Below are 22,801 nucleotides of genomic sequence, written 5' to 3'. Positions count from 1 at the left end.
AGACGAGCACACAATACGGAACTACGTTGAGCATCAAGGTCGGAAGGATTCAGATCAGCTCCGAATGGAGCTGTAACCGATAGAACCCCGGGCATGCCCGGGGGAATCTATTCGCAGGATAACGACAATGAAAATTTACGAAACCAGAACCGCCCCCAATCCTCGTCGAGTGCGTATTTTTCTTGCTGAAAAAGGCATTGATATGGAATACGTGCAACTCGATTTGCAACAAGGCGAGAATATGTCGCCGGAAATGCGCAAGAAAAACCCCATAGGTAAAGTACCTGTTCTTGAACTTGATGACGGTACTGCTATTGCTGAAACCGATGCCATTTGTACTTATTTTGAGGCCATTCAACCCGAACCCCCATTACTGGGTACAACGCCACTGGAAAAAGGCACTATTGCCATGTGGCAGCGCCAAGTCGAGTTTTGTTTGATGATGCAGATTGGCTTGTGTTTTCAACACACCACGGGCTATTTCAAAGATAGGATGAATCCGATCCCGGCTTTCGGCGAAGAAGCTGGTCTCAACGCGAGTAAGTATCTGTCAATTCTCGAACGGCGTTTAGCAGACACCCCTTATATTGCAGGGGAGCAATTCTCTATTGCGGATATTACGGCATTGTGTGCTATCGACTTTGGGCGCGTTGTGAATATTCGTATGCAAGATAAACACGAAAACCTCAAGCGTTGGTATGACGCTGTGAGTGCTCGTCCAAGCGCACAGGCCTAATTATGATAGAACTTTATACCGCAGCAACACCGAATGGATGGAAAGCTTCCGTTGCACTAGAAGAGATGGAATTGAACTATAACGTTCACCCTATCAACCTTATGGCTCAAGAGCAAAAGCTGCCCGATTTTCTGGCGATGAATCCCAATGGTCGCATTCCGGTCATTAAAGACACCGATGCTGACGACTTAGTTGTATTTGAATCAGGGGCGATCATGATTTATCTGGCTGAGAAAACAGGCCGCTTTCTGCCTTCGTCTGGCAAGGCAAGGGCGCAGGTGTTGCAATGGCTCATGTTCCAGATGGGCGGCGTTGGCCCAATGATGGGGCAAGCGAATGTGTTCTACCGCTATATGGAAGAAAAAATACCCACTGCTATCGACCGGTACCAAAATGAAGTAAGGCGATTGTTCACTGTATTAGATGGGCATCTAGCCAATCACGAGTATCTGGCTGATGACTACAGTATTGCCGATATGGCCAATTGGTGTTGGGTTCGCACCTATGAGTGGTCTGGCGTTGAGTTACATGACTTGCCGAATCTTGTTCGATGGAAAAACAGTATTGAAGCCCGTCCAGCAGCGCGCCGCGGTGTAGAGGTACCCAACAAAATCGACAAAGAGAGCTTGGTAAAAGGGGCAAGGAACATAGTCACTCGGTGAGCGGGCGGTAAAGTCATCACTCACAAATCTGAACTATTTCGGTCATGGCGATGTAATACAGTGTTCATTTAACACAAAATAACGCTATGGCTGACTCAGACATTCTTCCTGTTGCTTTTTCTCAATGGTTTGCTCAACGGGGTTGGTCGCTGCGTGCCTATCAAGCCGAGATGCTCAATCGCACTAATACGCGAGCATCGACGTTATTAATTACCCCTACTGGAGCAGGTAAAACCTTGTCTGGTTTCTTGCCGAGTTTGTTGGCCTTGCATCAATCTCCGCAGCAAGGTTTACACACACTGTATATTTCTCCGCTTAAAGCACTGACTCAAGATATTCATCGCAACTTGCTTCAGCCTATTGAGGACATGGGCCTTGATGTTACGGCAGAGACACGCACCGGTGATACTCCTTCGCATAAGCGGCAACGCCAGCGCAAAAAGCCGCCGAATATCTTACTAACTACCCCTGAGTCACTCATGCTGATGTTGTCGTATGCTGATGCGCCTAGGCTATTTGGCAAGCTCAATACGGTGATCATCGACGAAGCCCACAGTTTGCAGCACAGCAAACGCGGGGACTTTCTGGCATTGGCGCTTTCTCGTTTGCATACACTCGCGCCGAATATGTTGCGCATCGGGTTGTCTGCCACGGTGGCTGATAAACAAAGTTTGTGTGAATGGTTGGGGCCGACGAACCAGCCCGTTGGGCTATTAGAGGTAGAGCACAAAGTAAAACCTTCGATAACCTTATTGGAAAGCGCTGAGCGAATGCCATTTGGCGGCTTTTTGGCGAAGTACGCTATTGGTGATATCTATCACGCTGTTTGCGAAGCGAATACCACGTTGATTTTTGTGAATACTCGGGCACAAGCAGAGCTCGTATTCCAAATGTTGTGGAGTGAAAATACCCAGTGTTTGCCCATTGCGTTGTATCACGGTTCGTTAGAAAAAGACCAACGAAGAAAAACCGAAAGTATGATGGCGTCAGGGCTGTTACGGGCCATCGTATGTACTTCCGCATTGGAGTTAGGTATTGATTGGGGAGATGTGGACCTTGTTGTGCAAGTGGGAGCGCCTAAAGGTGTGAGCCGCCTTTTACAACGCATTGGCAGAGCCAATCATAGATTAGATGAACCAAGTCGCGCATTATTGGTGCCTGCCAATCGTTTTGAAGCGCTGGAATGTCAGGCCGCTATCGATGCCATTGCGGCAGGCGAATTAGATGGCGACAGGGCGCATCCTGGCGCTATGGATATTATTCCTCAATTTATACTCAATTGCTTATGTTCCGAACCTGCTCACCCTCATGATATCTATCAGCAGGTGATTAAAGCGCAGCCTTATCAGGCTTTGAGTCGTGAAACCTTCGACAAACTATGGCAGTTTTGCGCAGATGGTGGGCAGGCGTTACAGGCTTATGAGCGCTATCAGCGTTTGACCCAAAACGACGATGGCACCTTCAAGCCCGCTAACAGGCAAGTGATACAACGCCACAGGCAGAATATAGGCACTATTGTTGAAGCGGCAAAGTTAAAAGTAAAACGCATTCGGCGCGGGAACCAAGGCAAAGTGGTTGGCGAAGTGGAAGAGTATTTTGCTCAACAACTCACGCCGGGGGATTCGTTTTTGTTCAATGGCGAAGTGTTGATCTTTGATGGTATTCGCGACATGCAAGTGCACGCCAAGCCGGGAAAAAACAAAGAACCCAAAATACCCAGTTATGTTGGTGGGCAACTCCCTTTATCCACTCATCTTGCCGAGCGAGTACGGGAAATTATTAACGAACCAAAGGCATGGGGCAGGTTGCCCACGCAGGTTAAAGATTGGCTTTCGTTACAGCAAGAGTATTCACAAATGCCGTCTCCGTTCCAAGTATTGGTGGAGCAATTCCCGTTTCGACAGGCCCATTATGCCCTCTACTACACCTTTGAAGGTAGAAAGGCGAACCAGACATTAGGTATGTTGCTGACACGCAGAATGGAAAAGCGCAAACTTAAGCCATTGAGTTTTAGCGTGACTGACTACGGCTTATCCGTTGCGGCCTTAAAACCGCTTACAACCGAAGATATCGACGCTTTATTTCAACCGGATATTCTGGGTGATGAACTAGAAGATTGGATGCTGCAAGCCAGTATGTTGAAGCGGTCATTTCGACATGTGGCGATGGTGAGTGGCCTTACTGAACAGCGCTATCACGGCAACCACAAAACATTACGCCAAGTGACTTTTTCTACTGACCTTATCTATGACACCTTGCGCGAATACGATCCAGAGCATATTCTGCTAAGCGTAACCCGTGCTGATGCTGAACGAGAATTACTCGATTTGCGTCGATTAGCCGATATGTTGATACGTTTTGTGGGTAAAGTGCGTTTACAAACGCTGCCAAAGGTTTCACCCTTAGCTATCCCCATTGTGTTAGACGTACGCAGTGAACAGGTTAAAGGGGCGGGGACACAAGCTTTGCTTGAACAAGCGAGTTTGTACCAAGAAGCCGAAGATATGTTGGAAGAAGTAAGAGCGTTATTGAGTGCCCATCACTGATACTTGGCTTGGTGCCAAACTAGCCCGAAATCAAATTACTATGACAAGGTTTTGTCAGCACTTACTTCTGCTTGATGGCAGAGGGGCTATTTATTGCCCCAAACGCGATACGTTAGTGGTATCCGATTTACACTTGGAGAAAGCGAGCTTTCTCAATCAGTTTGCTGCACCAGTACCCCAATTAGACACATTGGCCACCCTCGCGAGACTGCATGCCCTGCTGGTGGATTACAAACCCAAGCAACTAATCTGTTTAGGCGACAGTTTTCACGATCAACAAGCCGTTACTCGTATGCCTGTGGATGTGTTGGAGCATCTTATTGCTATGGTTAACAGTGTTTCTTCTTGGGTGTGGGTAATTGGTAATCACGATCCTGTGGTGCCCGAAGAAGTTGGCGGCGACAGCGCTTCGACAGTGGAATGGGATGGAAAGATTCCCTTAGTGTTAACCCACGAGCCTAATAGTAATGCTTCAGCACAATTAATTGGTCACTATCACCCGAAAGCTACGGCCAAAGTTCAACGTAGACAAGTAAGCGGTAAGTGTTTTGTGAAGTCAGAATCTTTACTGATTATGCCCGCTTTTGGTGAGTATACCGGCGGGTTGGGGATAGAACAGGCTGATATGATGGCATTAATGCCAAGAAGAGACCGGCAAGCATTTTTGCTTTACCAGTCTCATATCTACCCATTTAAAGTTGGGCAGTTGTAATTAATCGCGCCAGCGTTTAACCAAGTCACCATAAGCATCAATACGACGGTCACGGAAGTATGGCCAAATGCGTTTGACTTGTTCTGTGCGTGTCATATCCAATTCAACGCTTAAGGTTTCTTCTTTATCCGATGAAGCTTGAGCGAGTAATTCCCCTTGTGGGCCTGCAATAAAGCTTTGCCCCCAGAATTGAATACCCGGATCACCGTCAATGGGTGAGGCTTCAAAGCCCGTGCGATTCGCCACAATAACAGGTACTGAGTTTGCTACTGCATGTGCACGTTGAATCGTGTGCCAAGCACCGTGTTGGCGCTCGCGTTCGTCGTCGGTGTCTGTCATATCCCAACCAATCGCAGTGGGGTAGAACAGAATATCCGCGCCAGCCATTGCCATCAAGCGCGCGGCTTCTGGGTACCATTGATCCCAACATACCAATACGCCGAGTTTCCCTACACTGGTTTGAATAGGTTCAAAGCCCATGTCGCCGGGTGTGAAGTAAAACTTCTCGTAAAAACCTGGGTCATCAGGGATGTGCATTTTACGGTATTTACCCGCTATTTCTTTACTGCGGTCAAACACCACGGCGGTATTGTGATATAGCCCTGACCCACGTTTTTCGAACAGTGACGTGACCAATACAATATTGAGTTTTTCAGCGAGATCGCCAAAAAACTCTGTGGCTGGGCCGGGAATGGGCTCAGCAAGGTCAAAAGCGTTGGTGTCTTCTTCCTGACAGAAATACAAGGTGGAATGGAGTTCTTGCAATAAAATACACTCGCATCCTTCACTGGCGAGCTTGGTCACTTGCTCAGCGCTTTTTGTCCAGTTAGTTAGCTTGTCGTTGTCGGCGACAGATTGCTGCACCAAACCGACCTTTAATTTACGATTCGCCATAGATTGAAACTCCTTGTTGAAGTTGAGCTACCACGTGGGGGTGGAATGTATTTTTAGGTACCTGCATGCTAATACAATGGAGGCTGCCAAATTGTTGTACTAGGGGTGAACAATCAATGGGAACGATTGTGTGGTCAGGATAAGCAACCTGTAAAACCTCAATCGCCGACTGGTCTTCAGCTTGGTTATAAATAGGCGCAAAGACCGCGTTATTGGCAATTAAATAGTTAGCATAAGATGCAGGTAGCCGTTCACCCTCATCGTTATACATGTCGGGAAGTGGTAGCAAAAATTGTTGATGCTGTGGTAATGCCTGTAAACACTCTGCGGCAAGTTGTGACAGGCCTGTATAGTGACTGTCTTCAGGACGATTTTCACAGGCTTGAATAACCACGCCTTTGTTCAGGGTGAAACGCACTAGCGTATCGATGTGGCCGTCGGTATCGTCGCCTTCTAAATGACCGTGGTTGAGTACCGTGAATTGTTTACAGCCCAGCATGTCGGTGAAGGTTTCTTGATATGCTGAAGCTTGCATATCGCTATTTCGCAGCGGATTGAATAAGCAAGACGCGGTCGACAAAAGGTGGCCGTTATCGTCAATTTCCAGCGCACCGCCTTCGGCTACGATGCTACTAGAGCGCAGCGGTTGTTGGCATAGCGGAGCAAGAAAACGTTGGTTGACCAAGTTGTCTTTGCTGGCATCGAATTTTTGGCCCCAGCCATTAAAAGTGAATTCTACCGGTACGTTACCTTGCTCTGACGCACAGGTTAAAAACGCGTAGTCTCGCGCCCAGGTATCATTGTATTCACTGGGTAGGATCATCACTTTGGCGTCGCTCGGCAATATCGCCTTTAATGCTGCGATGTCGTCATTAACCGCCAACAGTACCACGGGCGTACCGTACTGATTAAGTGTAGCAATAAGGCTCAAGTAGGTTTGCCTGACTTGTTTGAGCCAGGGGGCCCAATCGGTATCTTTGTGTGGCCATGCAAGAATGACTGCCTCGACAGGCGCCCATTCTGGGATCAGCGTTGTTTTCACTCAAATCTCACAATGTATTGATAGTTTTCAGTGGCCAAGTATAGCCAGTGACGGCCTTTGCTCCAATCATTTAAGATGTCGCCCGCCGTTAATGTGCAAGGTTTCGCCTGTCATATACTCAGAGTCCAGCAAGTAATTCACCGCTTTTACCGCTTCTACCGCCCCAGGAATATGCTCAAGAAGCGATTTATACAACGAACGCTCGCGATATTCATCATCGTCCCATTCGTTAAACATCAATAGCGCTGGCGCAATGCTGTTCACTTTTACATTGGGTGAATAAAGCTTGGCAAATGACAGGGTTAAATTATGCAGTGCGGCTTTACTGGCGGCATAGGCGATGTGTTTGTCACTGCCTTTGTTTTGCACATAGTCTGTCATGTGAATGATGTCGGCAAACTTGCCATGAGATGTGAGGGCATCTTTCAGCGCCAAGTTAATTTGATACGGGGCGCTTGCGTGTACTTGCATCATCTTCGCTAACAATTCGTGCGCCGGTATCTCGCTGGATTCGGCATCCCAATCTGACGCGTTGTGAATAATCCCACGTAATTGGGGCGCACAGGATTTAATCGATGCAATCGCTCGCTCAATGCCCGCTTGGGTGCTAAAATCCGCTTGAATTACGGTCACGCCTTGTTCTTTCAATTGATTCACTGCGGGTTTTTCGCTGCGATATGTTACAATCAACGGAATGTTTTGCTTGAGTAGATCTTCAGCAATCGCGAGACCGAGTCGCTGAGCGCCGCCAGTGATTAATATGGGTAGTGACAAGTTGCCTCCTATGAGTTGGTTACTATCTACGACAAGGCGCAGGCATTAGATCGAAAGTAAGAAGTTTAAACACTGAGTAAACCCTTTGGCTAGTATTAGCCGTATAAGGGCCAGATGAAGCTGTGACGGAATAAGTGAATGTTAGCAAAAGAAGCCGTAGTTGTTCGCGATGCGTTAGAACTTAACCTCTCAAGAGAGGCGCGTTTGGTGCGTAAAGCATTGGAAGCTAAGGGGTTAGAAACCCCAATGGTGGAAAACAACCTGTCTAACGAACAAAAGCGTGAACGAATTGAGCATGCCATGCGTGACGTGCTGGAAACGCTCGGCCTTGATTTGACCGACGACAGCTTAATGGAAACCCCACAACGCATCGCCAAAATGTACGTTGACGAAATTTTCTCTGGTTTGGATTATCGCAATTTCCCCAAAATTACTCAGATCGAGAATAAAATGCAGCTCAATCAGCCTGTGCAGATTAATGATGTGAGCTTAACGAGTACGTGTGAGCACCACTTAGTGACCATAGATGGTACAGCGAATGTTGCCTACATTCCTAAAGACACGGTAATTGGGTTATCGAAAATTAATCGATTAGTTGGCTTTTTTGCTCAACGACCTCAAGTACAAGAGCGTCTTAATCAACAAGTGCTGGTGGCCTTGCAAGCATTAACGGGCACAGATGATGTGGCCGTGAGCATCAATGCTACGCATTACTGTGTGAAGGCGCGTGGTATTCGAGACAATAATTCTTACACTACTACCTCGGCGTTGGGTGGGCAGTTTGCTACTAATCCAGATTTACGTCGTGAGTTTTTTAGCCGCTAAGGCATTAAGCCAGTCGCATTAAGGCGACTGGCTATTTAGTTGGGAAGACAGTCGTTACCACTAAGTTCAGCTGGTTATCGACACCATCGGCAACCATCATTTCTAATGGCCGTTTACACGATTGGCAATGCACCAGTTGTTCGGTGTATTTATCAACGACTTGTTCGGGACTTACCTGATTAATATGCCCGCATTCTGGGCACATGTATTCGTGACGTTGGCTTGAGCTATCACTCATTAAATATCCTTGAATTTCTTTTTTGTTAGCGTCCTGCTAACTGCCGTCGTGATTTAGCAAATGAATTGCCTAACTCATTCCTCTGAAGCCCGTTAGAATTAGAGCCTCTCGCCATGAAGCTTAGTGCAGTATGTGGGTTTCGCCAGCAAAGGCATTGGAGAATTTTTCAAGTCGTTGAGAAGTAAACTAATTAAGTTTAAAAAAATGGCCGCAGATGCGGCCACAAACTCACTTACTAGGCAAAGTACCAACATTGCTCATACGGAGAGAGGGTAATGGGTGTGGATGAGTTCAGCGTTTTTTCACTGAGCAAATCTTTGGCTTTATCACACTGTTGTAATACGTGATGTGGCAGTGTGAGGGTTTGGCTAAAGTCGCTAAAGTTACACACGACCAGCAGCCTTTCGCCGTTGTCGTGCTTACGTAAATAAGCGAAAGTGTGTTGGTTTCCGGTGTCGACGATTTCAGTACTGGCTTGCCCAAATACTGAATATTGTTTTCTTAACCTGATCAAACCTGCTAGCCCTTGGAAAATACGTTTTTGAGCATTGAGTAGCACTGAGTCTTTGCTTGATAGCGGTTGGCTGACATGCTCAATATGAGATTCGGGTACAGCGACACGATGAACCCAACGGTCGTCGTGAGCTTTACTGTTATCGTTGCGGTAGCTGTAATCATTCAGTAATCCAACTTCATCGCCTGAGTAAAGTAGCGGGATACCACCAATACTCATGATGATGCCGTGCAACAACATGATGCGCTTCACTGCCATGTCAGCGCCCACAGTATCATTGTTCGTGACGGCTTTTTCTAAGCCGGTTAGCGAAGCCTGTGTGCCACACACTCTGCAATCGCCGTTGGATGGGTTCTCAGCAAATGGCACCCCGGCTGCATAGGAGCCGTCGAATCTTCCGGTAAAGAACTGATTGAGGAAATAGCGATGATCGTGAGGGTTTACACCTCTATTCCACGCTACTGCGTCGTCGAAGGTCCAACCGATATCGTCATGACAACGGGCGTAATTCACCCAGGTGGTATCAGATGGGATCGCAAAGCTTTTCTTCATTGAGTCATTCAACAAATTGGTTTTGCGAGTAGCCATACTATTCCACAATAATGCCATCATGAGAGGGTTGTACGATAGCTGGCATTCATTTTTGTGTACGTATTTGAGCACTTCGTCGGGGTGCACAATGGCTTCAGATTTGAACACCACCGCAGGAGCCACTATTTGTAAGCAGTAGTTGAATGCTTGAATCAACGCATGAGCTTTGGGCTGGTTTTCACAATCTGTGCCCAATTCCTTCCAGATAAATGCGAGTGCATCCAAACGCAGTGCAGCACAACCAATGTTGGCAAGAAACAGCATTTCTGCCGTAATGGCATTAAATACTTCTGGGTTGCTGTAATTCAAATCCCATTGAAAGCTGTTGAAGGTTGTCCATACCCATTTTTGCATGGTGTCGTTAAAGGTATAGCTACCGCGGCGAACTTGCGGGAAAATTTCTCGCAGAGTGTGTTCAAATTGGTCTGGAATGGTGCGGTCGTCATATAAATAGTAGTAGTTTTGATACTGTGGGTCGCCACTGAGAGCGGCTTTTGCCCATGGGTGTTCGTCTGACGTGTGATTGAACACGAAATCAAGTACAAGATTAATGCCTACTTCTTGCAGGGCACTGGCTAGGTCTTCTAAGTCTTTCATATCCCCCAATTGAGGATTGACCTTGCGATAGTTAGACACTGCATACCCACCATCGCTATCGCCCTCGGGCGCATCATATAGAGGCATTAGGTGTAAGTAGGTGAGACCCAAAGATTGGAAGTAAGGAATTTTATCTTTTAAGTCTTTTAGTGTCGGCCCCATAAGGTCGACGTAGCAGGCCATTCCGATATGCTCTTCAGAGCGATACCATAGAGGGTCGGCAAGGCGCTGTTTATCTTGTTGCTTGAGTTTAGCTTTACGCTGCTTAAAGCCAACCAGTAGGGTTTCAACCAAAGATTGCAGATGGAAATGGCAGTCATATTGATGACCATACACTTCAACATAGCGCGAGAACAAAGCTTCAAAATGAGTTTCTAATCGTTGTTTGAATAAAGCAGCATCGCGTTTCGATACCACACTTAGGTCTATCGTTGCCAAAATACGTGCTAAGCAAAGTGCACTGTCAGCGGCATAATTCATTCGATCTCTCCTGCTATGGGCATCACGTCCCACACTGCTCTGTGAATACAAGTTTTACAAAAGTTTCACAAAGTTGTTTACAGCTTTTTTAACTTTTGGTAGTTTAATCTTAAACGATTAAGAGATTTATTCAACAATATCGTTACATGTTTATAGAACATTTGTGGCCAAAATTCATAGTTGATTTGAAATTTCAGGGTTGTTTTTGTTAAATGATTAAGTTTTGTGATCATTTAGTTTGATAAATAGTTGTTAATTGATAAGCACAAGATAACTGGAGAAAACCATGCGCTTGATTGCTAAGCCTCATATCCTGAGTACTGCGATTGCGTTCGCCCTTTCGGGTACCGCGATTGCGCAAGAAGCTGACAATGCTGCTAAAGCCGAAGACAAAAAATTTGAGAACATAGTGGTAACAGCCGCGCCAGCAGGCACCACAATGCAAGCTGCTAGCGTTTCTGTTAGCTCGATGGACGAAGAAGCCATTGCTCAACTGGCCCCCCGTTCTACGGCTGAAGCGTTCCGCGCAATTCCAGGTATCCGTGCTGAGTCTTCAGGCGGCGGTGGTAATGCCAATATCACAATCCGCGGTATTCCATTAGCAACGGGTGGGTCTAAGTTTATGCAATTGCATGAAGATGGCCTACCAGTGTTGGAATACGGTGATATTAACTTCGGCAACGCAGATAATTTCTTGCGCTACGATTGGTCAGTACAGCGTATTGAATCTGTGCGCGGTGGTTCAGCATCAACGTTTGCCAGTAACTCACCAGGTGGTGTGATCAACATGATCAGCAATACCGGCGAATATGGCGGTGGCGCGATTGGTACAACTTTTGGTGTTGATTACGACGAATTCCGCCTTGATTTTTCTTACGGCGGCGAAATTTCTGATGATCTTTACTACCACATTGGCGGTTTCGCTCGCAGTGGTGAAGGCCCTCGTGACACTGGCTATCAAGGCGACCAAGGCGGTCAGGTGAAAATGAACATCACCAAGTTGCTAGACAACGGTCATGTACGCTTTTTCTTCAAACATTTGGATGACAAAGTCACTACGTATTTGCCGTCTCCGGTTTTGGTTAAATCAAACGGCAGTTTTGGCGCGTTGGAAAACTTCGATGCGTCTAGCCAAACCTTGCACTCTGCTTATACAACCAACATCAGTACTTTTGATGCCTACGGCAACCCGGTTAATCGCGACCTGACCGACGGCATTGAGTCGAACGTAGATTCTTTTGGCATTGAAGTCGACCTTGAAGTGGCCGACAACTTGTTCTTACTCAACAAATTCCGTATCAGCGATGTAAGCGGTGGCTTTATTTCGCCATTTACCGATACCTTTGGTGATTATGGCCCGCAAAGCGCCGACAGTATGGCAGCCGCTATTTGTGCCTCTGCCACTGACGGCGAAGGTAATAGCTTCAACTGCAGCAGTACTACAGTGACATTAGCGAACGGGCCGGGCGAAGGCGAAGCTTACACAGGCATGACATTTTTGAACTTGTTGTTCGACACGACAATTCATGACCTTGGTAACATGATCAATGATTTTAGCTTGCGCAAAGAGTTCGACAACGGGGTATCAATCACGGGTGGATACTACTATTCACGTCAAGCAGTAGAAACCAGTTGGAATAGCTGGCCAACTTACATTCAAACCATCGACGGCTCGAATTCTCAATACCTGAATATTACCGACGCCGACGGAAACGTGTTAGTTGACAATGGTTTGTGGGCGCCAAGTTTCTTGTCTTATCACTGGGACTTGGATTACACCACAACCGCGCCATACGTAAACGTTGGTTTTGAGTTGAACGACGATTGGATCTTCGATGTGAGTGCGCGTTACGACACCGTGCAAGCCAATGGAGAAATGATCAACTCATGTTGTGGTGGTACCACTGACTTTGACCTTGATGGCAATGGCGTCATTGACGGTAATAGCGAAGATGCCTCCGCTTCTAACGGCTTTGGTTTTGCCGGTGGTGTGATTAATTTGAATCATGCTGGCGCAGCTAGCCAAGTCGTCAACTACGAAGCAAGCAATTTGTCTTACTCGTTAGGTGGCTCGTACTTGTATAACGACCATACCACTGTATTTGCACGTTACAGCAAAGGTAGTCGCGCTATTGCCGACCGTTTGTTGCAAATCGCGGGTACGTTGAATACTGATGGCAGCTTAACCAGCACTACATCGGGCTTCGATGAGACCAAGCAATTTGAAGTAGGCGTAAAATACGCAGCTAAAACATTCAATATCAACGGAACGGTATTTAGTACTGTGACCGAAGATACTCAGGCTGAAGTGACCAGCGGGCTGACGTTTATTCGTGAATACGAAGCAACCGGCTTAGAGCTTGAAGGTGATTGGAGCGTTACTGATAACTTTGCAGTAGTGGGTAACCTTACATGGACCGATGCTGAAATTAGCAAAGACGTGAACGATGCATCTTTGGTTGGCAACACGCCACGTCGCCAAGCTGATTTTATCTGGACTATCGTACCTCAGTACACATTTGATGAGTTCACTGTAGGTGCTGCAGTTCAGGGGTCGTCTGAATTTTATTTGCAAGACAGCAACGAGTTGAAGCAAGACGCCTATAATATTGTGAACTTGTTTGCTAGCTGGCAAGTGAGCGATAACTTTTCAGTATCACTGAACGTTAATAATGCGACAGATGAATTTGTAGTGACTGAGTCGGAAGAGTCAGCGGCAAGTGCTGGCGATATTATTCGTGCTCGCCCGTTAAACGGGCGCACCACTACACTGTCGGTGAAGTACACGTTTGAATAAAACGTAAATTAAGTGGCGGGGCGTATGCTTCGCCATTTTTGCAGTGAGTAAGTTTATGAAACAACAAGCTAACAGCCATACCATTCGTTGGTTAACTTATCTGATGTTTATGATGTTCGCGATGACATCTGATTCAGTGGGCGTCATTATCAAAGAAGTCAAAGTGGCTTTTTCGGTAACTAATACCCAAGCCAGTTTAATGCACTCGTTACCCATGTTGGGCATCGCATTATCCGGTCTGTTTTTAGGTTTCCTTGCCGATAAGTATGGGCGCAAAACCACGATCATCATGGGCCTGACGATGTTTGGTTTAGCCTGTTATGCTTTTTTAGCCGCGAATGATTTCGTGCTAATTGTTAGTTTGATGACCCTGTCGGGTGTAGCCGTAGGGGTATTTAAAACAGGTGCATTAGCGCTCATTGGCGATATATCTACCTCAACAAAGCAACACACCTCGACAATGAATGGGGCCGAAGCTTTCTTCGGCGTGGGCGCAATTATTGGGCCATTGATTGTTGCGTACTTGGTATCGCAGGGCGTGCCTTGGCAATGGCTGTATGTGATTGCGGGTGGCGTGTGCACCGTGCTCATCGTTGGTGCGGCACTGGTGAAATATCCTCAATACACGGCCCATTCAGAAACCATAGAAAAGGTGTCATTCAAACAGAGTTTGAAGCTTATGAAAAATCCTTATGCGATGGGATTTTCTGTTGGTGCGTTTTTATACGTTGCGGCTGAAAGCGCTATATACGTATGGATGCCGAGCTATCTCGTGTGTGATGCCACCAGTGTGCAGGCCACATACGATTGTTATGCGGCGGGTGCACAGCACATGTTAGCGGTGTATTCGGTTACGGCTTTCTTTATTCTGCGTGCCGCTGGACGTTTTTTGGGTATATGGATGATGGCCCATTTCAACTGGTCTTTGGTATTGATGCTGTTTAGTTTGGCAATCGTGCTCTGTTTTGGGTTGGGTTTGTTAGCAGGCAAGCACGTTGCACTTTACCTGTTCCCATTAACGGGGATCTTCATGTCGGTGATTTATCCAACATTTAACTCGAAGGGGATCAGTTGTTTTCCAAAGCATCAGCACGGTAGTGTGGCTGGCGTCATTCTATTTTTTACCGCCGCGGGCGCTGCCGCAGGGCCTTTAATTATGGGAGTCGTGAGTGATGCCATGGGTGGTGATGCTAAATATGGGTTTATTGTTGCTACAGGTTTTGCCGCGCTGTTGTTTTTAGGCTTGCTATTTAACTATGTAATGCGACCCACCGAAAAACGTTTAGCAGAAGTAGAAGCGACGGAATACGGCGCTAGCTAAAAGCGCCAGCTCTGTAATGTAAACCTTGAAAAGCCAGTATTCTTACTGGCTTTTTTCATTGTTTTGAAAAACGCGTTGCGACCGTTGAAAGAGCCGCCCAATAATCACTAGGGCCACTGCGCCTATGAGAACTGGGGTGAACAGGAAACTCCATGTTTGCCCTGTTAGCATAATGAGCAAAGGATTGGCGCCAGCGGGTGGATGGGTGGTTTTAGTGATCATCATGGCTGATACCCCTAAACCTGTTGCAACTGCTAAGCTGATAGGGTTAATGGCAAAGAACGTCGCGAAAACAACCCCGATTATCGATGTGATCATATGTCCGCCAATCACGTTTTTAGGTTGGGCAAGCGGGCTGGCAGGTAGCCCGAATAAGAGTACTGCCGTGGCACCAAAAGGTGCCATCACCCAAATAATATCTGGGTGCAGTGCTTGGGCAAAGCCGAGAGTAGCAATGGCGAGCATTGTGCCTATACCTGCGACAATAGCGTGTGAGAGCGTGTTCATGGTTTCCTCTTAATAAGTATACAAGTCTGTCTCTTTATTTAATGTAGACAGGTTTGTCTCTTTCTGTCAATATGTCTGTGTCATCCTCTTTGGTAGATAGATATATGAGTGAAAAACGCAATCAATTGATCACAACTGCACTTCAGCTTTTCTATAAGCACGGGGTCAATTCTGTTGGTATTAATGAAATTCTCTCGGAGTCGGGTATCGCAAAGAAAACGCTATACCACCACTTTGGCAGCAAAGAAGCGTTAATTATGGCAACGTTGGAATACCGTGATGCGGTATTTAGTGGTTGGTATCACTCGTTACTCGCTGGTCATGACAACGATGTTGACCGCGTAACGTCCTTGTTCAACGGACTTACTGATTGGTTTAATGGCCGCGTTGAGATTTTAGCGGAGTTTCGTGGCTGCTACTTTATCAACACTGCTGCAGAGTGGGCTGATTACGACAGTGAAATCCATCGATACTGTCAGGCCCATAAGCAAGGCACACGTCAGTTGTTAAAACGGGCGTTAGACCGCAACAGCGATACCGTTATTGATACCCTGATGCTGATCAAAGAAGGCGCGATAGTCACCGCTCAATTGGCACAAGACTCACAAGCGGCAGAACGCTGTTTGCCTGTGATTGTGAGCTTGTTTAGACGTTGATGTCACCGAGCATAGCGAAGCTAATGCCGCGCTTACTCGGTGTTTTATGAACGGGTACTTACCTCGTACAGCTCTAATGGCAAAGCGTCGGGGTCTTGAAAAAACGTAAATCGTTTGTTGGTATAGGGGTCGACGCGAATAGGTTCGCAGGTAACACCGTGCGTTGCCAAATGCGCGATAGCGGCATCAATGTCATCTACACGAAATGCGAGGTGACGCAGCCCTTGTGCTTCTGGGCGGCTCGGCCGTACTGGTGCACCCGGAAAAGAAAACAACTCAATTTGCCCTCCGTCGGGCAAAGCCAAATCACATTTGTATGATTGGCGCGCCTCTCGGTAATTTTCAGCAATCACCACCAAGCCAAGTACATTGACGTAAAAAGCTTTACTGGTTGGGTAATCGCTACAAATGATAGCGACGTGATGAAATCCTGATAGCATTATGGCACCTCTTGGCCACGAGCTACTTCCAGTAAGCTGTACCAGTGCTCACGGGAAAGTTGCACGTTAACTGCTTGAGCAGCGGCGTTAATTCGCAGCGGGTTGGTGGTGCCAATTACCGGTTGTATCTGGCTGGGATGACGCATAAGCCAAGCTAAAACGATGGCTTCTTTACTCACGCTATATTCTGCAGCCAGTTGCGCAACGCGATCAGTGGTGGCTTTAATCACGGGATCGGTTAAATCGCCCGCTCCGGTGTATTTGCCCTGAGCTAAACTGCCCCACGCTTGTAGTTGCACATTGTGCATCTGGCAATATTCAATAGTACCCGGCGCAAAACCCATGTTGCGATTAAGTAAGCTGCCTGTGGTCATGCCATCTTCCAACCAATCTCTGTGTGCCAAACTCATTTCTAATTGATTGGCGATAATTGGAAAATCCAGTGCTGACTGCAAATATTGCATTTGTGCAGCGTGCATGTTCGACACGCCGATAAACTTAAACTTTCCGTCTTTGTGCAGTTTATTCAAGCACGAAGACAATGATTCGAGTTCTATCAGTGGATCGGGACGATGTAACAGCAATACGTCAAGCTGTTCGATGTGCAAACGTTTAAGAATGTTGTCGACAGAATAGGTAATCCATTCGGATGAAAAGTCGTAACGCTTTGGGCCTTGTTCATCTTCAAAACGGATACCGCATTTTGATTGAATGATGATATTGTCACGCAGTGTCGGCCGTGATTTGAGTACTTCCCCAAAGACTTGCTCAGCTTTGGTATATGTATAAATATCGGCATGATCGAAAACATTTATGCCGTTTTCGAGTGCGGTATCAACACTTTGATGTGCAAGAGCTAAGTCGGCATCGGAATAGGGTGTGTTATCCCAACTGCCCCCAAGACCCATGCATCCAAAAACCAGTTTTGACGCTGACGGCAAATATTTCTTTATCATAATGGCACTATTTTATTTTTTGTGTAGTAAAAGGCTAACGCAGACTAAACTTGCTTGCCATAGAAAACGTATGCATAACTGCGTGTTGGTAATCATAGTGAAATACGGATGGCATTACGCCAACGCGAATGCGACCAGTTTTCTATTTTTAACGGCCGCCTTTACATTACTTGACGAATTTTAAAAAGGATACAAATTGTGATTGTACGTGGGCTTCTTTGTTTGTTTTTAGTTTTAGGCGTAATGGGCTGCAGCACTTCCGTTCCGGAAGGGGTTAAACCTGTTGATGGATTTACACTCAACCAATATCTCGGCAAATGGTATGAGGTCGCGCGTTTAAACCACAGTTTTGAAGAAGGTTTAAGCCATGTAACCGCAACGTATTCGTTGCGAGAAGACGGCGGAGTAAAAGTGATAAACCGTGGCTACAGCGAAGAGAATGACGAATGGGAAGAGGCTGAAGGGAAAGCGTACTTTGTGTCAGACGAACAAACAGGGCATTTAAAAGTTTCTTTCTTTGGCCCGTTTTATGCCAGTTATGTGGTGGCAGAACTCGACAAAATAGACTATCAATACGCACTGATAACAGGCCCCGATACCGACTACCTGTGGGTGCTGTCGCGCACACCAACACTGCCTAACGACATCCTAAATGCACTCGTCAACAAGGCCAGCGCTCTTGGCTTTGATACACAACAGTTAATCTATGTTGATCAAACACCCATGAAAACCGCCGCATTATTGCCTTAAATGACGAAGGAAAGCAGAGTGGTTCGGTTAGAAAGACAGAAAATTGACAAGTCGAAAAACCATATAAAAATTGTGGTATACTCCGCGCACTTTTTTAGACTCATTTTTTTATAGGTTTACCCCGTAATGGAAAAGCAAGTTCAAGCGAGAGCCGGCGATGCCTGCGAGTTGTGTGGTAGTCAAGACGGACTGACGTTTTTTGCAGTGCCAGAATCGCCTACTGTGGGTGTTGATGCGACCATTCAAGTATGTGGCCAATGTCATGGTCAACTCACCGATGAAGCCGAATTAGATCTTAATCACTGGCGTTGTTTGAATGACAGTATGTGGTCTCCTGTACCGGCGGTACAAGTGATGGCTTATCGTCAGCTCAAAAAAATAAGCAGTGAAACCTGGGCTCAGGATTTGCTCGATATGTTGTACTTAGACGAAGAGTTGCAAGCATGGGCGGATGCCGGTTTGCCTGATGAGTCGGCCGAACCCACATTAGATAGCAATGGCGACGTGTTACAAGCCGGCGACAACGTTCATTTAATTAAAGACTTGAACGTGAAAGGGGCAAATTTTACCGCGAAACGCGGCACGCCCGTGCGCAACATCGCACTCAGCAGCAACCCGCTGCATATTGAAGGGAAGATAAACGGCCAGCGTATTGTTATAATTGCCGCATATACGAAGAAATCTTAATCATTCTAAGGTATTCTTGCCACATTCTCATTTGAGCCGAGCCACTGATGTGGCTCGCTTTGTATCTTCAACGCTGAAATTAGGTAGCTAATCAATGCAATCATTGACGATTCGGACGCCAGATGACTGGCATTTGCACTTTCGTGACAACGAAATGCTGAATGAAACTGTGCCGGCAACAGCACGCTGTTTTGCTCGTGCCATAGTAATGCCAAACTTGGTGCCTCCAGTTGTTAATGCCGCAATGGCGACGGCTTATCGAGACCGTATTTTGGCCGCGCGACCGGCAGGGAGTGCGTTTGAGCCTTTGATGACGCTTTTCTTGACCAATGATACTACAGCACAAGATATTGCTGATGCTAAAGCCGCCGGTGTGGTGGCTTGCAAGCTCTACCCTGCTGGAGCGACAACTAACTCAGATGCCGCTGTTAAAGGTATTGAAGCCTTGTATCCCGTTTTTGAAGCGATGCAAAAAGAAGGCATGTTGCTTTTGATTCACGGTGAAGTCACCGAATCTCATATTGATATTTTTGACCGCGAAAAAGTATTTATCGATACTTACATGGTTAAAATTGTGAAAGACTTTCCTGCGCTGAAAGTGGTGTTTGAACACATCACCACAAAAGATGCCGCCGATTTCGTTGTTGCGGGAGCTGACAATATTGCCGCCACTATTACGCCTCAACACTTACTGCTCAATCGCAATGATTTGTTAGTTGGTGGCGTTCGTCCACATAACTATTGTTTACCCGTATTAAAACGCAACACACATCAGCAAGCGTTACGTGAAGTGGTGGCTACAGGGTCGCCTAAGTTCTTCTTAGGTACCGATTCAGCGCCGCATGCTAAGCACCGTAAAGAAAGCTGTTGCGGTTGTGCGGGTTGCTACAGTGCATGGAGCGCGATTGAACTTTACGCGGAAGTGTTTGAGCAGCTAGGTGCACTAGACAAGCTGGAAGGTTTTGCGAGCTTGCATGGCCCAGCGTTTTACGGCTTGCCGCTAAACGAAGGAACCATCACCTTAGTGCGTCAAGACTGGCAAGTGCCAGAACAAGTTACCTTAGCCGATGGTACAGAGATGGTACCTTTCTTCGCCGGTCAAACATTGCAATGGAAGCTGGAGTCTGGCCTTACTAAGGGCTAGATTTTGCGACTGTTCGTTCTATTGTTTGTTGGCCTGCTTGCGATTTCCGCTCAGGCCAAAGACACATCTGTTGTCGTACTTACGACACCGCTGCCGGTATTCAGTGAAGTTTCGAGTTCGGGGCGCGTCACTGGTTATGCCGTAGAGCTTGCAGAGGGGGTATTGGCGCAAGCTAATTTGCAAGCCGATGTTCAACCCGTGCCTTTTGCTCGCGCACTCGTTGATGCTAAGGAAAACCCCAGTTCGTTAATCGCGGGTTTAGCCCGTATTCCCAAGCGTGAAGATGATTACTACTGGATTACGCCAATTGCGGCTAATCCAGCGACGTTGTTTGTACTCAAAGATTCGCCTTTACACCAAATAAAAGGCGCAACACTCGAACATATTGAGTCGGTTAGTGTGATGCGGCACGACTATCGTGAGGATGCCATTCGCCAGTATTCTCACATTGGCTTGGTAGAAACCTCTACATGGGTTCAGGCCATAGAGTTGGTCAAAAAAGGTCGCGTTCAAGGTGTGTTTTATTCACCCGTAGGTATGTCTTTGTCGTGTGGTGAAGCTAACATCGATTGCGACGACCTCGTTCCACTTTTGCACACCGATGTGGGATACAGCTACTTAGCCATGCGTAAGTCGAGTGCAAATCAAGCGTTGGCAGAAGTTTTGATGAACGCGGCTTCGGAATATAAGATTTCCGCCCGTTTTCAGGGGTTGGTCAAGCGCACACTAGGCGCCCTCCCGCTTGAAAATGTGCAGATGCAAGAGGCCGACGGCGTGTTGTTGTTCTCCCATCGCCCGACGAAAAGTGATGGACGGGATTTATGGGTGCTGACAGAGCATACGCCTTATTTTAGTGAACGTGATGAGTACGGAACGCTGCACGGATTTGCCGCAGAAATGGTGCAGGATATTCTTGCCCAAGCTCGCTTAGATCAGAGCATTCTTATGGCGCCGTGGGAGCGGATTTACAAAGAAGTGACCAGTAAACCCAATGTATTAGCTTTTCCCGTAGCACGTACGCCTGAACGAGAATCTTTGTTTCATTGGATCACTCCAGTCGCGGCGAGTTTGCAGGGCGTCTATGCACGCCGCGGTGAACACCGACAATACTCGAGTTTATCTGCCATACCGATAGACAGTGTATTAGCTGTTATCAAAGGCGATTATCGGGCTGATATTGCGCATCAAGCTGGGTTGAACACGCAAAGTTACGAGAACTGGTTTGAAGCATTCAAAGGGTTAGTTAACAACGAAGTCGATTTACTGTTTACGTCGCAAGGGGCAATCGCGGTGGGCTGTAAACAATTGGCAATTGACTGTGTGCAAATAGAACGTGTTCATACCTTTAAAGAAGTGACCACCTACCTTGCGTTATCTAAACAAGGCACACCCCCTCGATTGGTGGAACAACTTAAGCTAGCCGCTGCAAAGCTGAAGCAAACCGAACAGTTTGGTGCATTTATTCAAAAATGGACGCAAACGCTTAATGAAGCACCTTTTGGCCCGGTGCATATTGAGCATCAAGTAGTAAAATTATGGCCGGAAGAGTAGGAATGACCACATTTACCACATTGCCGTTAAAAGCGGAATTATTACACGGGCTTAATCAAGCCGGCTTTGTCGACATGACACCGATACAAGCGGCTTCATTACCCGATTCTTTAGCGGGCAAAGACATGCTCGCGCAGGCAAAAACAGGGAGTGGTAAAACGGCGGCGTTTGGCTTGGTGTGCTTGCAACAAGTCGACGTTACTGAATACGACCCTCAAGCCGTTATTCTGTGTCCTACCCGTGAACTTGCAGAGCAAGTGGCTGAACAGTGCCGAGTGATAGGTAAAGGGATTGCTAACCTCAAAGTCTTAACCCTTTGTGGTGGCCAGCCTATGGGCCCACAAATTAGTTCGCTAAAACACGGCTGCCAAATTGTGGTTGGGACGCCGGGTAGGGTGCGTGACCATGTTGAAAAGCACCGTTTAGATTTATCAAAAGTGCGATGCAGAGTACTCGATGAGGCTGATCGCATGCTTGATATGGGCTTTGAAGAAGACCTCGATGCTATATTTGCCAATGTGCCACACCAAGTACAAACGCTTTTGTTTTCGGCAACTTTTTCTCCCCAAGTCGAAGCAGTAGCCAAGACTCATTTACGGGAACCGGTTCACTGCAAAGTGGCTGATGAACAAGTCAAAGTTAATATCGAGCAATTGGTGTACAAAGTGCGAGATGATCAGCGCTACAACGCCTTGAAAGCGCTGATTTCTACTTATCAACCAAGTTGTTGTATGGTTTTTTGCCAAAAGAAGGTCGACGCGCAAGATGTCTTTGAGATGCTTTATGCCGATGGCATTGCCGCTGCCGCGTTACACGGTGATATGGAACAAGAGCAACGTACAGACGTGTTAATGCGCTTTGCGAGCGACACATTGACCGTATTGGTCGCAACCGATGTGGCGGCCCGAGGGTTAGATATTCCCGCAGTACCTTTGGTGATTAATTATCAGGTTTCGGAAGAGCCAGAAGTCCACGTTCACCGTATTGGGCGAACTGGCCGAGCCGGTGCTGAAGGTAAAGCCATCACTTTGTGTAGCGACAGTGAAGAGATAAAAGTGGCACGTATTGAAGAGTTAATGGATATCGCGATCCCACGTAAAGGCGCTGAAAGCCTTCGTTTTCACGCTAATCGCGTACCCGAGCCAGAGTTTGCATGTATCACCTTTAATGCCGGTAAAAAACAAAAAATACGCCCGGGCGACATCCTAGGTTCTTTAACGAAAGAAGCGGAGATTGATGGTGCCGACATTGGTAAAATTGCGGTACAGAATAGCCGTAGCTATGTTGCCATTAAAATTCGCAGCGTAAAACGAGCGCTTCGTCAGTTCAGAGAAGGACGCATTAAAGGCAAAAAAGTGAAAGCGAAAAAACTCATTTAACA

At 46.9% G+C, this 22,801-nt stretch carries 21 protein-coding genes; 13 read left to right on the top strand and 8 right to left on the bottom strand.

What is annotated here, in order from left to right; translation table 11 throughout:
- The first annotated feature begins 127 nt into the window (after nt 1-127).
- The 4 genes from ACXAH6_RS17345 to pdeM all read left to right on the top strand — a co-directional run bounded on the left by ACXAH6_RS17345 (nt 128) and on the right by pdeM (nt 4,656).
- A complete protein-coding gene (locus tag ACXAH6_RS17345; protein ID WP_474878874.1) occupies nt 128-736 on the top strand; it encodes a glutathione S-transferase family protein in 609 nt (202 codons plus the stop codon).
- Nucleotides 737-738: 2 nt separating this feature from the next.
- Nucleotides 739-1,398: a glutathione S-transferase family protein gene (locus ACXAH6_RS17340; RefSeq protein WP_474878872.1), complete on the top strand. Its 660-nt coding sequence runs from the start codon at nt 739-741 to the stop codon at nt 1,396-1,398.
- Nucleotides 1,399-1,484: 86 nt separating this feature from the next.
- Entirely contained in the window at nt 1,485-3,944 is a 2,460-nt protein-coding gene (locus ACXAH6_RS17335; protein WP_474878871.1) for a ligase-associated DNA damage response DEXH box helicase, read from the top strand.
- Entirely contained in the window at nt 3,931-4,656 is a 726-nt protein-coding gene (gene pdeM, locus ACXAH6_RS17330; RefSeq protein WP_474878869.1) for a ligase-associated DNA damage response endonuclease PdeM, read from the top strand. The genes ACXAH6_RS17335 and pdeM overlap by 14 nt, the downstream gene beginning before the upstream one ends.
- Here pdeM and ACXAH6_RS17325 read toward each other — a convergent pair whose 3' ends face one another.
- The 3 genes from ACXAH6_RS17325 to folM form a co-directional block, all read right to left on the bottom strand.
- Entirely contained in the window at nt 4,657-5,550 is an 894-nt protein-coding gene (locus ACXAH6_RS17325; protein WP_474878867.1) for a carbon-nitrogen hydrolase, read from the bottom strand.
- On the bottom strand, nt 5,537-6,592 hold the full coding sequence (locus tag ACXAH6_RS17320; protein ID WP_474878865.1) for an agmatine deiminase family protein: 1,056 nt from the start codon (nt 6,590-6,592) through the stop codon (nt 5,537-5,539). Before ACXAH6_RS17320 ends, ACXAH6_RS17325 begins: the two co-directional genes overlap by 14 nt.
- 66 nt (nt 6,593-6,658) lie before the next feature.
- Nucleotides 6,659-7,366: a dihydromonapterin reductase gene (gene folM / locus ACXAH6_RS17315; protein ID WP_474878863.1), complete on the bottom strand. Its 708-nt coding sequence runs from the start codon at nt 7,364-7,366 to the stop codon at nt 6,659-6,661.
- A 138-nt stretch (nt 7,367-7,504) separates the two neighbouring features.
- On the opposite strand from folM, the gene folE reads away from it, so the two are divergent.
- The gene (gene folE, locus ACXAH6_RS17310; protein ID WP_474878861.1) at nt 7,505-8,191 is read left to right on the top strand and encodes a GTP cyclohydrolase I FolE; all 687 of its coding nucleotides are present in this window, start codon (nt 7,505-7,507) and stop codon (nt 8,189-8,191) included.
- Between the two features lie 31 nt (nt 8,192-8,222).
- On the opposite strand, the gene ACXAH6_RS17305 is transcribed toward folE, so the two are convergent.
- Complete coding sequence (locus ACXAH6_RS17305) at nt 8,223-8,429, bottom strand: hypothetical protein (protein WP_474878859.1); 207 nt, start codon at nt 8,427-8,429, stop codon at nt 8,223-8,225.
- 235 nt (nt 8,430-8,664) lie between these two features.
- Nucleotides 8,665-10,611 (bottom strand): alpha-amylase family glycosyl hydrolase, encoded by a 1,947-nt coding sequence (locus ACXAH6_RS17300; protein WP_474878857.1) that lies wholly within the window; start codon nt 10,609-10,611, stop codon nt 8,665-8,667.
- A gap of 286 nt (nt 10,612-10,897) precedes the next feature.
- Between ACXAH6_RS17300 and ACXAH6_RS17295 the strand changes: the two genes are divergently transcribed.
- A complete protein-coding gene (locus ACXAH6_RS17295; protein WP_474878855.1) occupies nt 10,898-13,408 on the top strand; it encodes a TonB-dependent receptor in 2,511 nt (836 codons plus the stop codon).
- Between the two features lie 103 nt (nt 13,409-13,511).
- Complete coding sequence (locus ACXAH6_RS17290; protein ID WP_474878877.1) at nt 13,512-14,729, top strand: MFS transporter; 1,218 nt, start codon at nt 13,512-13,514, stop codon at nt 14,727-14,729.
- A gap of 42 nt (nt 14,730-14,771) precedes the next feature.
- Here ACXAH6_RS17290 and ACXAH6_RS17285 read toward each other — a convergent pair whose 3' ends face one another.
- Nucleotides 14,772-15,236 (bottom strand): HPP family protein, encoded by a 465-nt coding sequence (locus tag ACXAH6_RS17285; RefSeq protein ID WP_474878854.1) that lies wholly within the window; start codon nt 15,234-15,236, stop codon nt 14,772-14,774.
- Between the two features lie 104 nt (nt 15,237-15,340).
- Between ACXAH6_RS17285 and ACXAH6_RS17280 the strand changes: the two genes are divergently transcribed.
- Nucleotides 15,341-15,892 (top strand): TetR/AcrR family transcriptional regulator, encoded by a 552-nt coding sequence (locus ACXAH6_RS17280; RefSeq protein WP_474878852.1) that lies wholly within the window; start codon nt 15,341-15,343, stop codon nt 15,890-15,892.
- A gap of 44 nt (nt 15,893-15,936) precedes the next feature.
- Here the strand turns inward: ACXAH6_RS17280 and gloA2 are convergent, their stop codons facing one another.
- Nucleotides 15,937-16,332, bottom strand: coding sequence for an SMU1112c/YaeR family gloxylase I-like metalloprotein (gloA2, locus tag ACXAH6_RS17275; protein WP_474878851.1), 396 nt, complete (start codon nt 16,330-16,332; stop codon nt 15,937-15,939).
- Nucleotides 16,332-17,288, bottom strand: a complete 957-nt coding sequence (locus ACXAH6_RS17270; RefSeq protein WP_474878849.1) for an aldo/keto reductase — start codon at nt 17,286-17,288, stop codon at nt 16,332-16,334. Before ACXAH6_RS17270 ends, gloA2 begins: the two co-directional genes overlap by 1 nt.
- Nucleotides 17,289-17,465: 177 nt before the next feature.
- On the opposite strand from ACXAH6_RS17270, the gene ACXAH6_RS17265 reads away from it, so the two are divergent.
- The 5 genes from ACXAH6_RS17265 to dbpA all read left to right on the top strand — a co-directional run bounded on the left by ACXAH6_RS17265 (nt 17,466) and on the right by dbpA (nt 22,799).
- Nucleotides 17,466-18,038 (top strand): lipocalin family protein, encoded by a 573-nt coding sequence (locus tag ACXAH6_RS17265; RefSeq protein WP_474878876.1) that lies wholly within the window; start codon nt 17,466-17,468, stop codon nt 18,036-18,038.
- A gap of 126 nt (nt 18,039-18,164) precedes the next feature.
- The gene (locus ACXAH6_RS17260; RefSeq protein ID WP_474878847.1) at nt 18,165-18,725 is read left to right on the top strand and encodes a PhnA domain-containing protein; all 561 of its coding nucleotides are present in this window, start codon (nt 18,165-18,167) and stop codon (nt 18,723-18,725) included.
- A gap of 94 nt (nt 18,726-18,819) precedes the next feature.
- Entirely contained in the window at nt 18,820-19,869 is a 1,050-nt protein-coding gene (gene pyrC, locus ACXAH6_RS17255) for a dihydroorotase (protein WP_474878845.1), read from the top strand.
- 3 nt (nt 19,870-19,872) lie between these two features.
- Nucleotides 19,873-21,420, top strand: coding sequence for a substrate-binding periplasmic protein (locus tag ACXAH6_RS17250; RefSeq protein ID WP_474878843.1), 1,548 nt, complete (start codon nt 19,873-19,875; stop codon nt 21,418-21,420).
- A 2-nt stretch (nt 21,421-21,422) separates the two neighbouring features.
- A complete protein-coding gene (gene dbpA / locus ACXAH6_RS17245) occupies nt 21,423-22,799 on the top strand; it encodes an ATP-dependent RNA helicase DbpA (RefSeq protein WP_474878842.1) in 1,377 nt (458 codons plus the stop codon).
- The last annotated feature ends 2 nt before the right edge of the window (nt 22,800-22,801 follow it).

This window comes from Alteromonas sp. ABE4_545 (assembly GCF_056161325.1).
The sequence above is the reverse complement of the archived record's forward strand: the minus strand, read 5'-3'. Positions and strand labels throughout refer to the sequence as shown.

Coding starts and splice junctions, on each gene's coding strand:
- ACXAH6_RS17345 (WP_474878874.1), top strand. CDS start 128: ATGAAAATTTACGAAACCAGAACCGCCCCCAATCCTCGTCGAGTGCGT.
- ACXAH6_RS17340 (WP_474878872.1), top strand. CDS start 739: ATGATAGAACTTTATACCGCAGCAACACCGAATGGATGGAAAGCTTCC.
- ACXAH6_RS17335 (WP_474878871.1), top strand. CDS start 1,485: ATGGCTGACTCAGACATTCTTCCTGTTGCTTTTTCTCAATGGTTTGCT.
- ACXAH6_RS17325 (WP_474878867.1), bottom strand. CDS start 5,550: ATGGCGAATCGTAAATTAAAGGTCGGTTTGGTGCAGCAATCTGTCGCC.
- folE (WP_474878861.1), top strand. CDS start 7,505: ATGTTAGCAAAAGAAGCCGTAGTTGTTCGCGATGCGTTAGAACTTAAC.
- ACXAH6_RS17305 (WP_474878859.1), bottom strand. CDS start 8,429: ATGAGTGATAGCTCAAGCCAACGTCACGAATACATGTGCCCAGAATGC.
- ACXAH6_RS17300 (WP_474878857.1), bottom strand. CDS start 10,611: ATGAATTATGCCGCTGACAGTGCACTTTGCTTAGCACGTATTTTGGCA.
- ACXAH6_RS17295 (WP_474878855.1), top strand. CDS start 10,898: ATGCGCTTGATTGCTAAGCCTCATATCCTGAGTACTGCGATTGCGTTC.
- ACXAH6_RS17290 (WP_474878877.1), top strand. CDS start 13,512: ATGTTTATGATGTTCGCGATGACATCTGATTCAGTGGGCGTCATTATC.
- ACXAH6_RS17285 (WP_474878854.1), bottom strand. CDS start 15,236: ATGAACACGCTCTCACACGCTATTGTCGCAGGTATAGGCACAATGCTC.
- ACXAH6_RS17280 (WP_474878852.1), top strand. CDS start 15,341: ATGAGTGAAAAACGCAATCAATTGATCACAACTGCACTTCAGCTTTTC.
- gloA2 (WP_474878851.1), bottom strand. CDS start 16,332: ATGCTATCAGGATTTCATCACGTCGCTATCATTTGTAGCGATTACCCA.
- ACXAH6_RS17270 (WP_474878849.1), bottom strand. CDS start 17,288: ATGATAAAGAAATATTTGCCGTCAGCGTCAAAACTGGTTTTTGGATGC.
- ACXAH6_RS17260 (WP_474878847.1), top strand. CDS start 18,165: ATGGAAAAGCAAGTTCAAGCGAGAGCCGGCGATGCCTGCGAGTTGTGT.
- pyrC (WP_474878845.1), top strand. CDS start 18,820: ATGCAATCATTGACGATTCGGACGCCAGATGACTGGCATTTGCACTTT.
- dbpA (WP_474878842.1), top strand. CDS start 21,423: ATGACCACATTTACCACATTGCCGTTAAAAGCGGAATTATTACACGGG.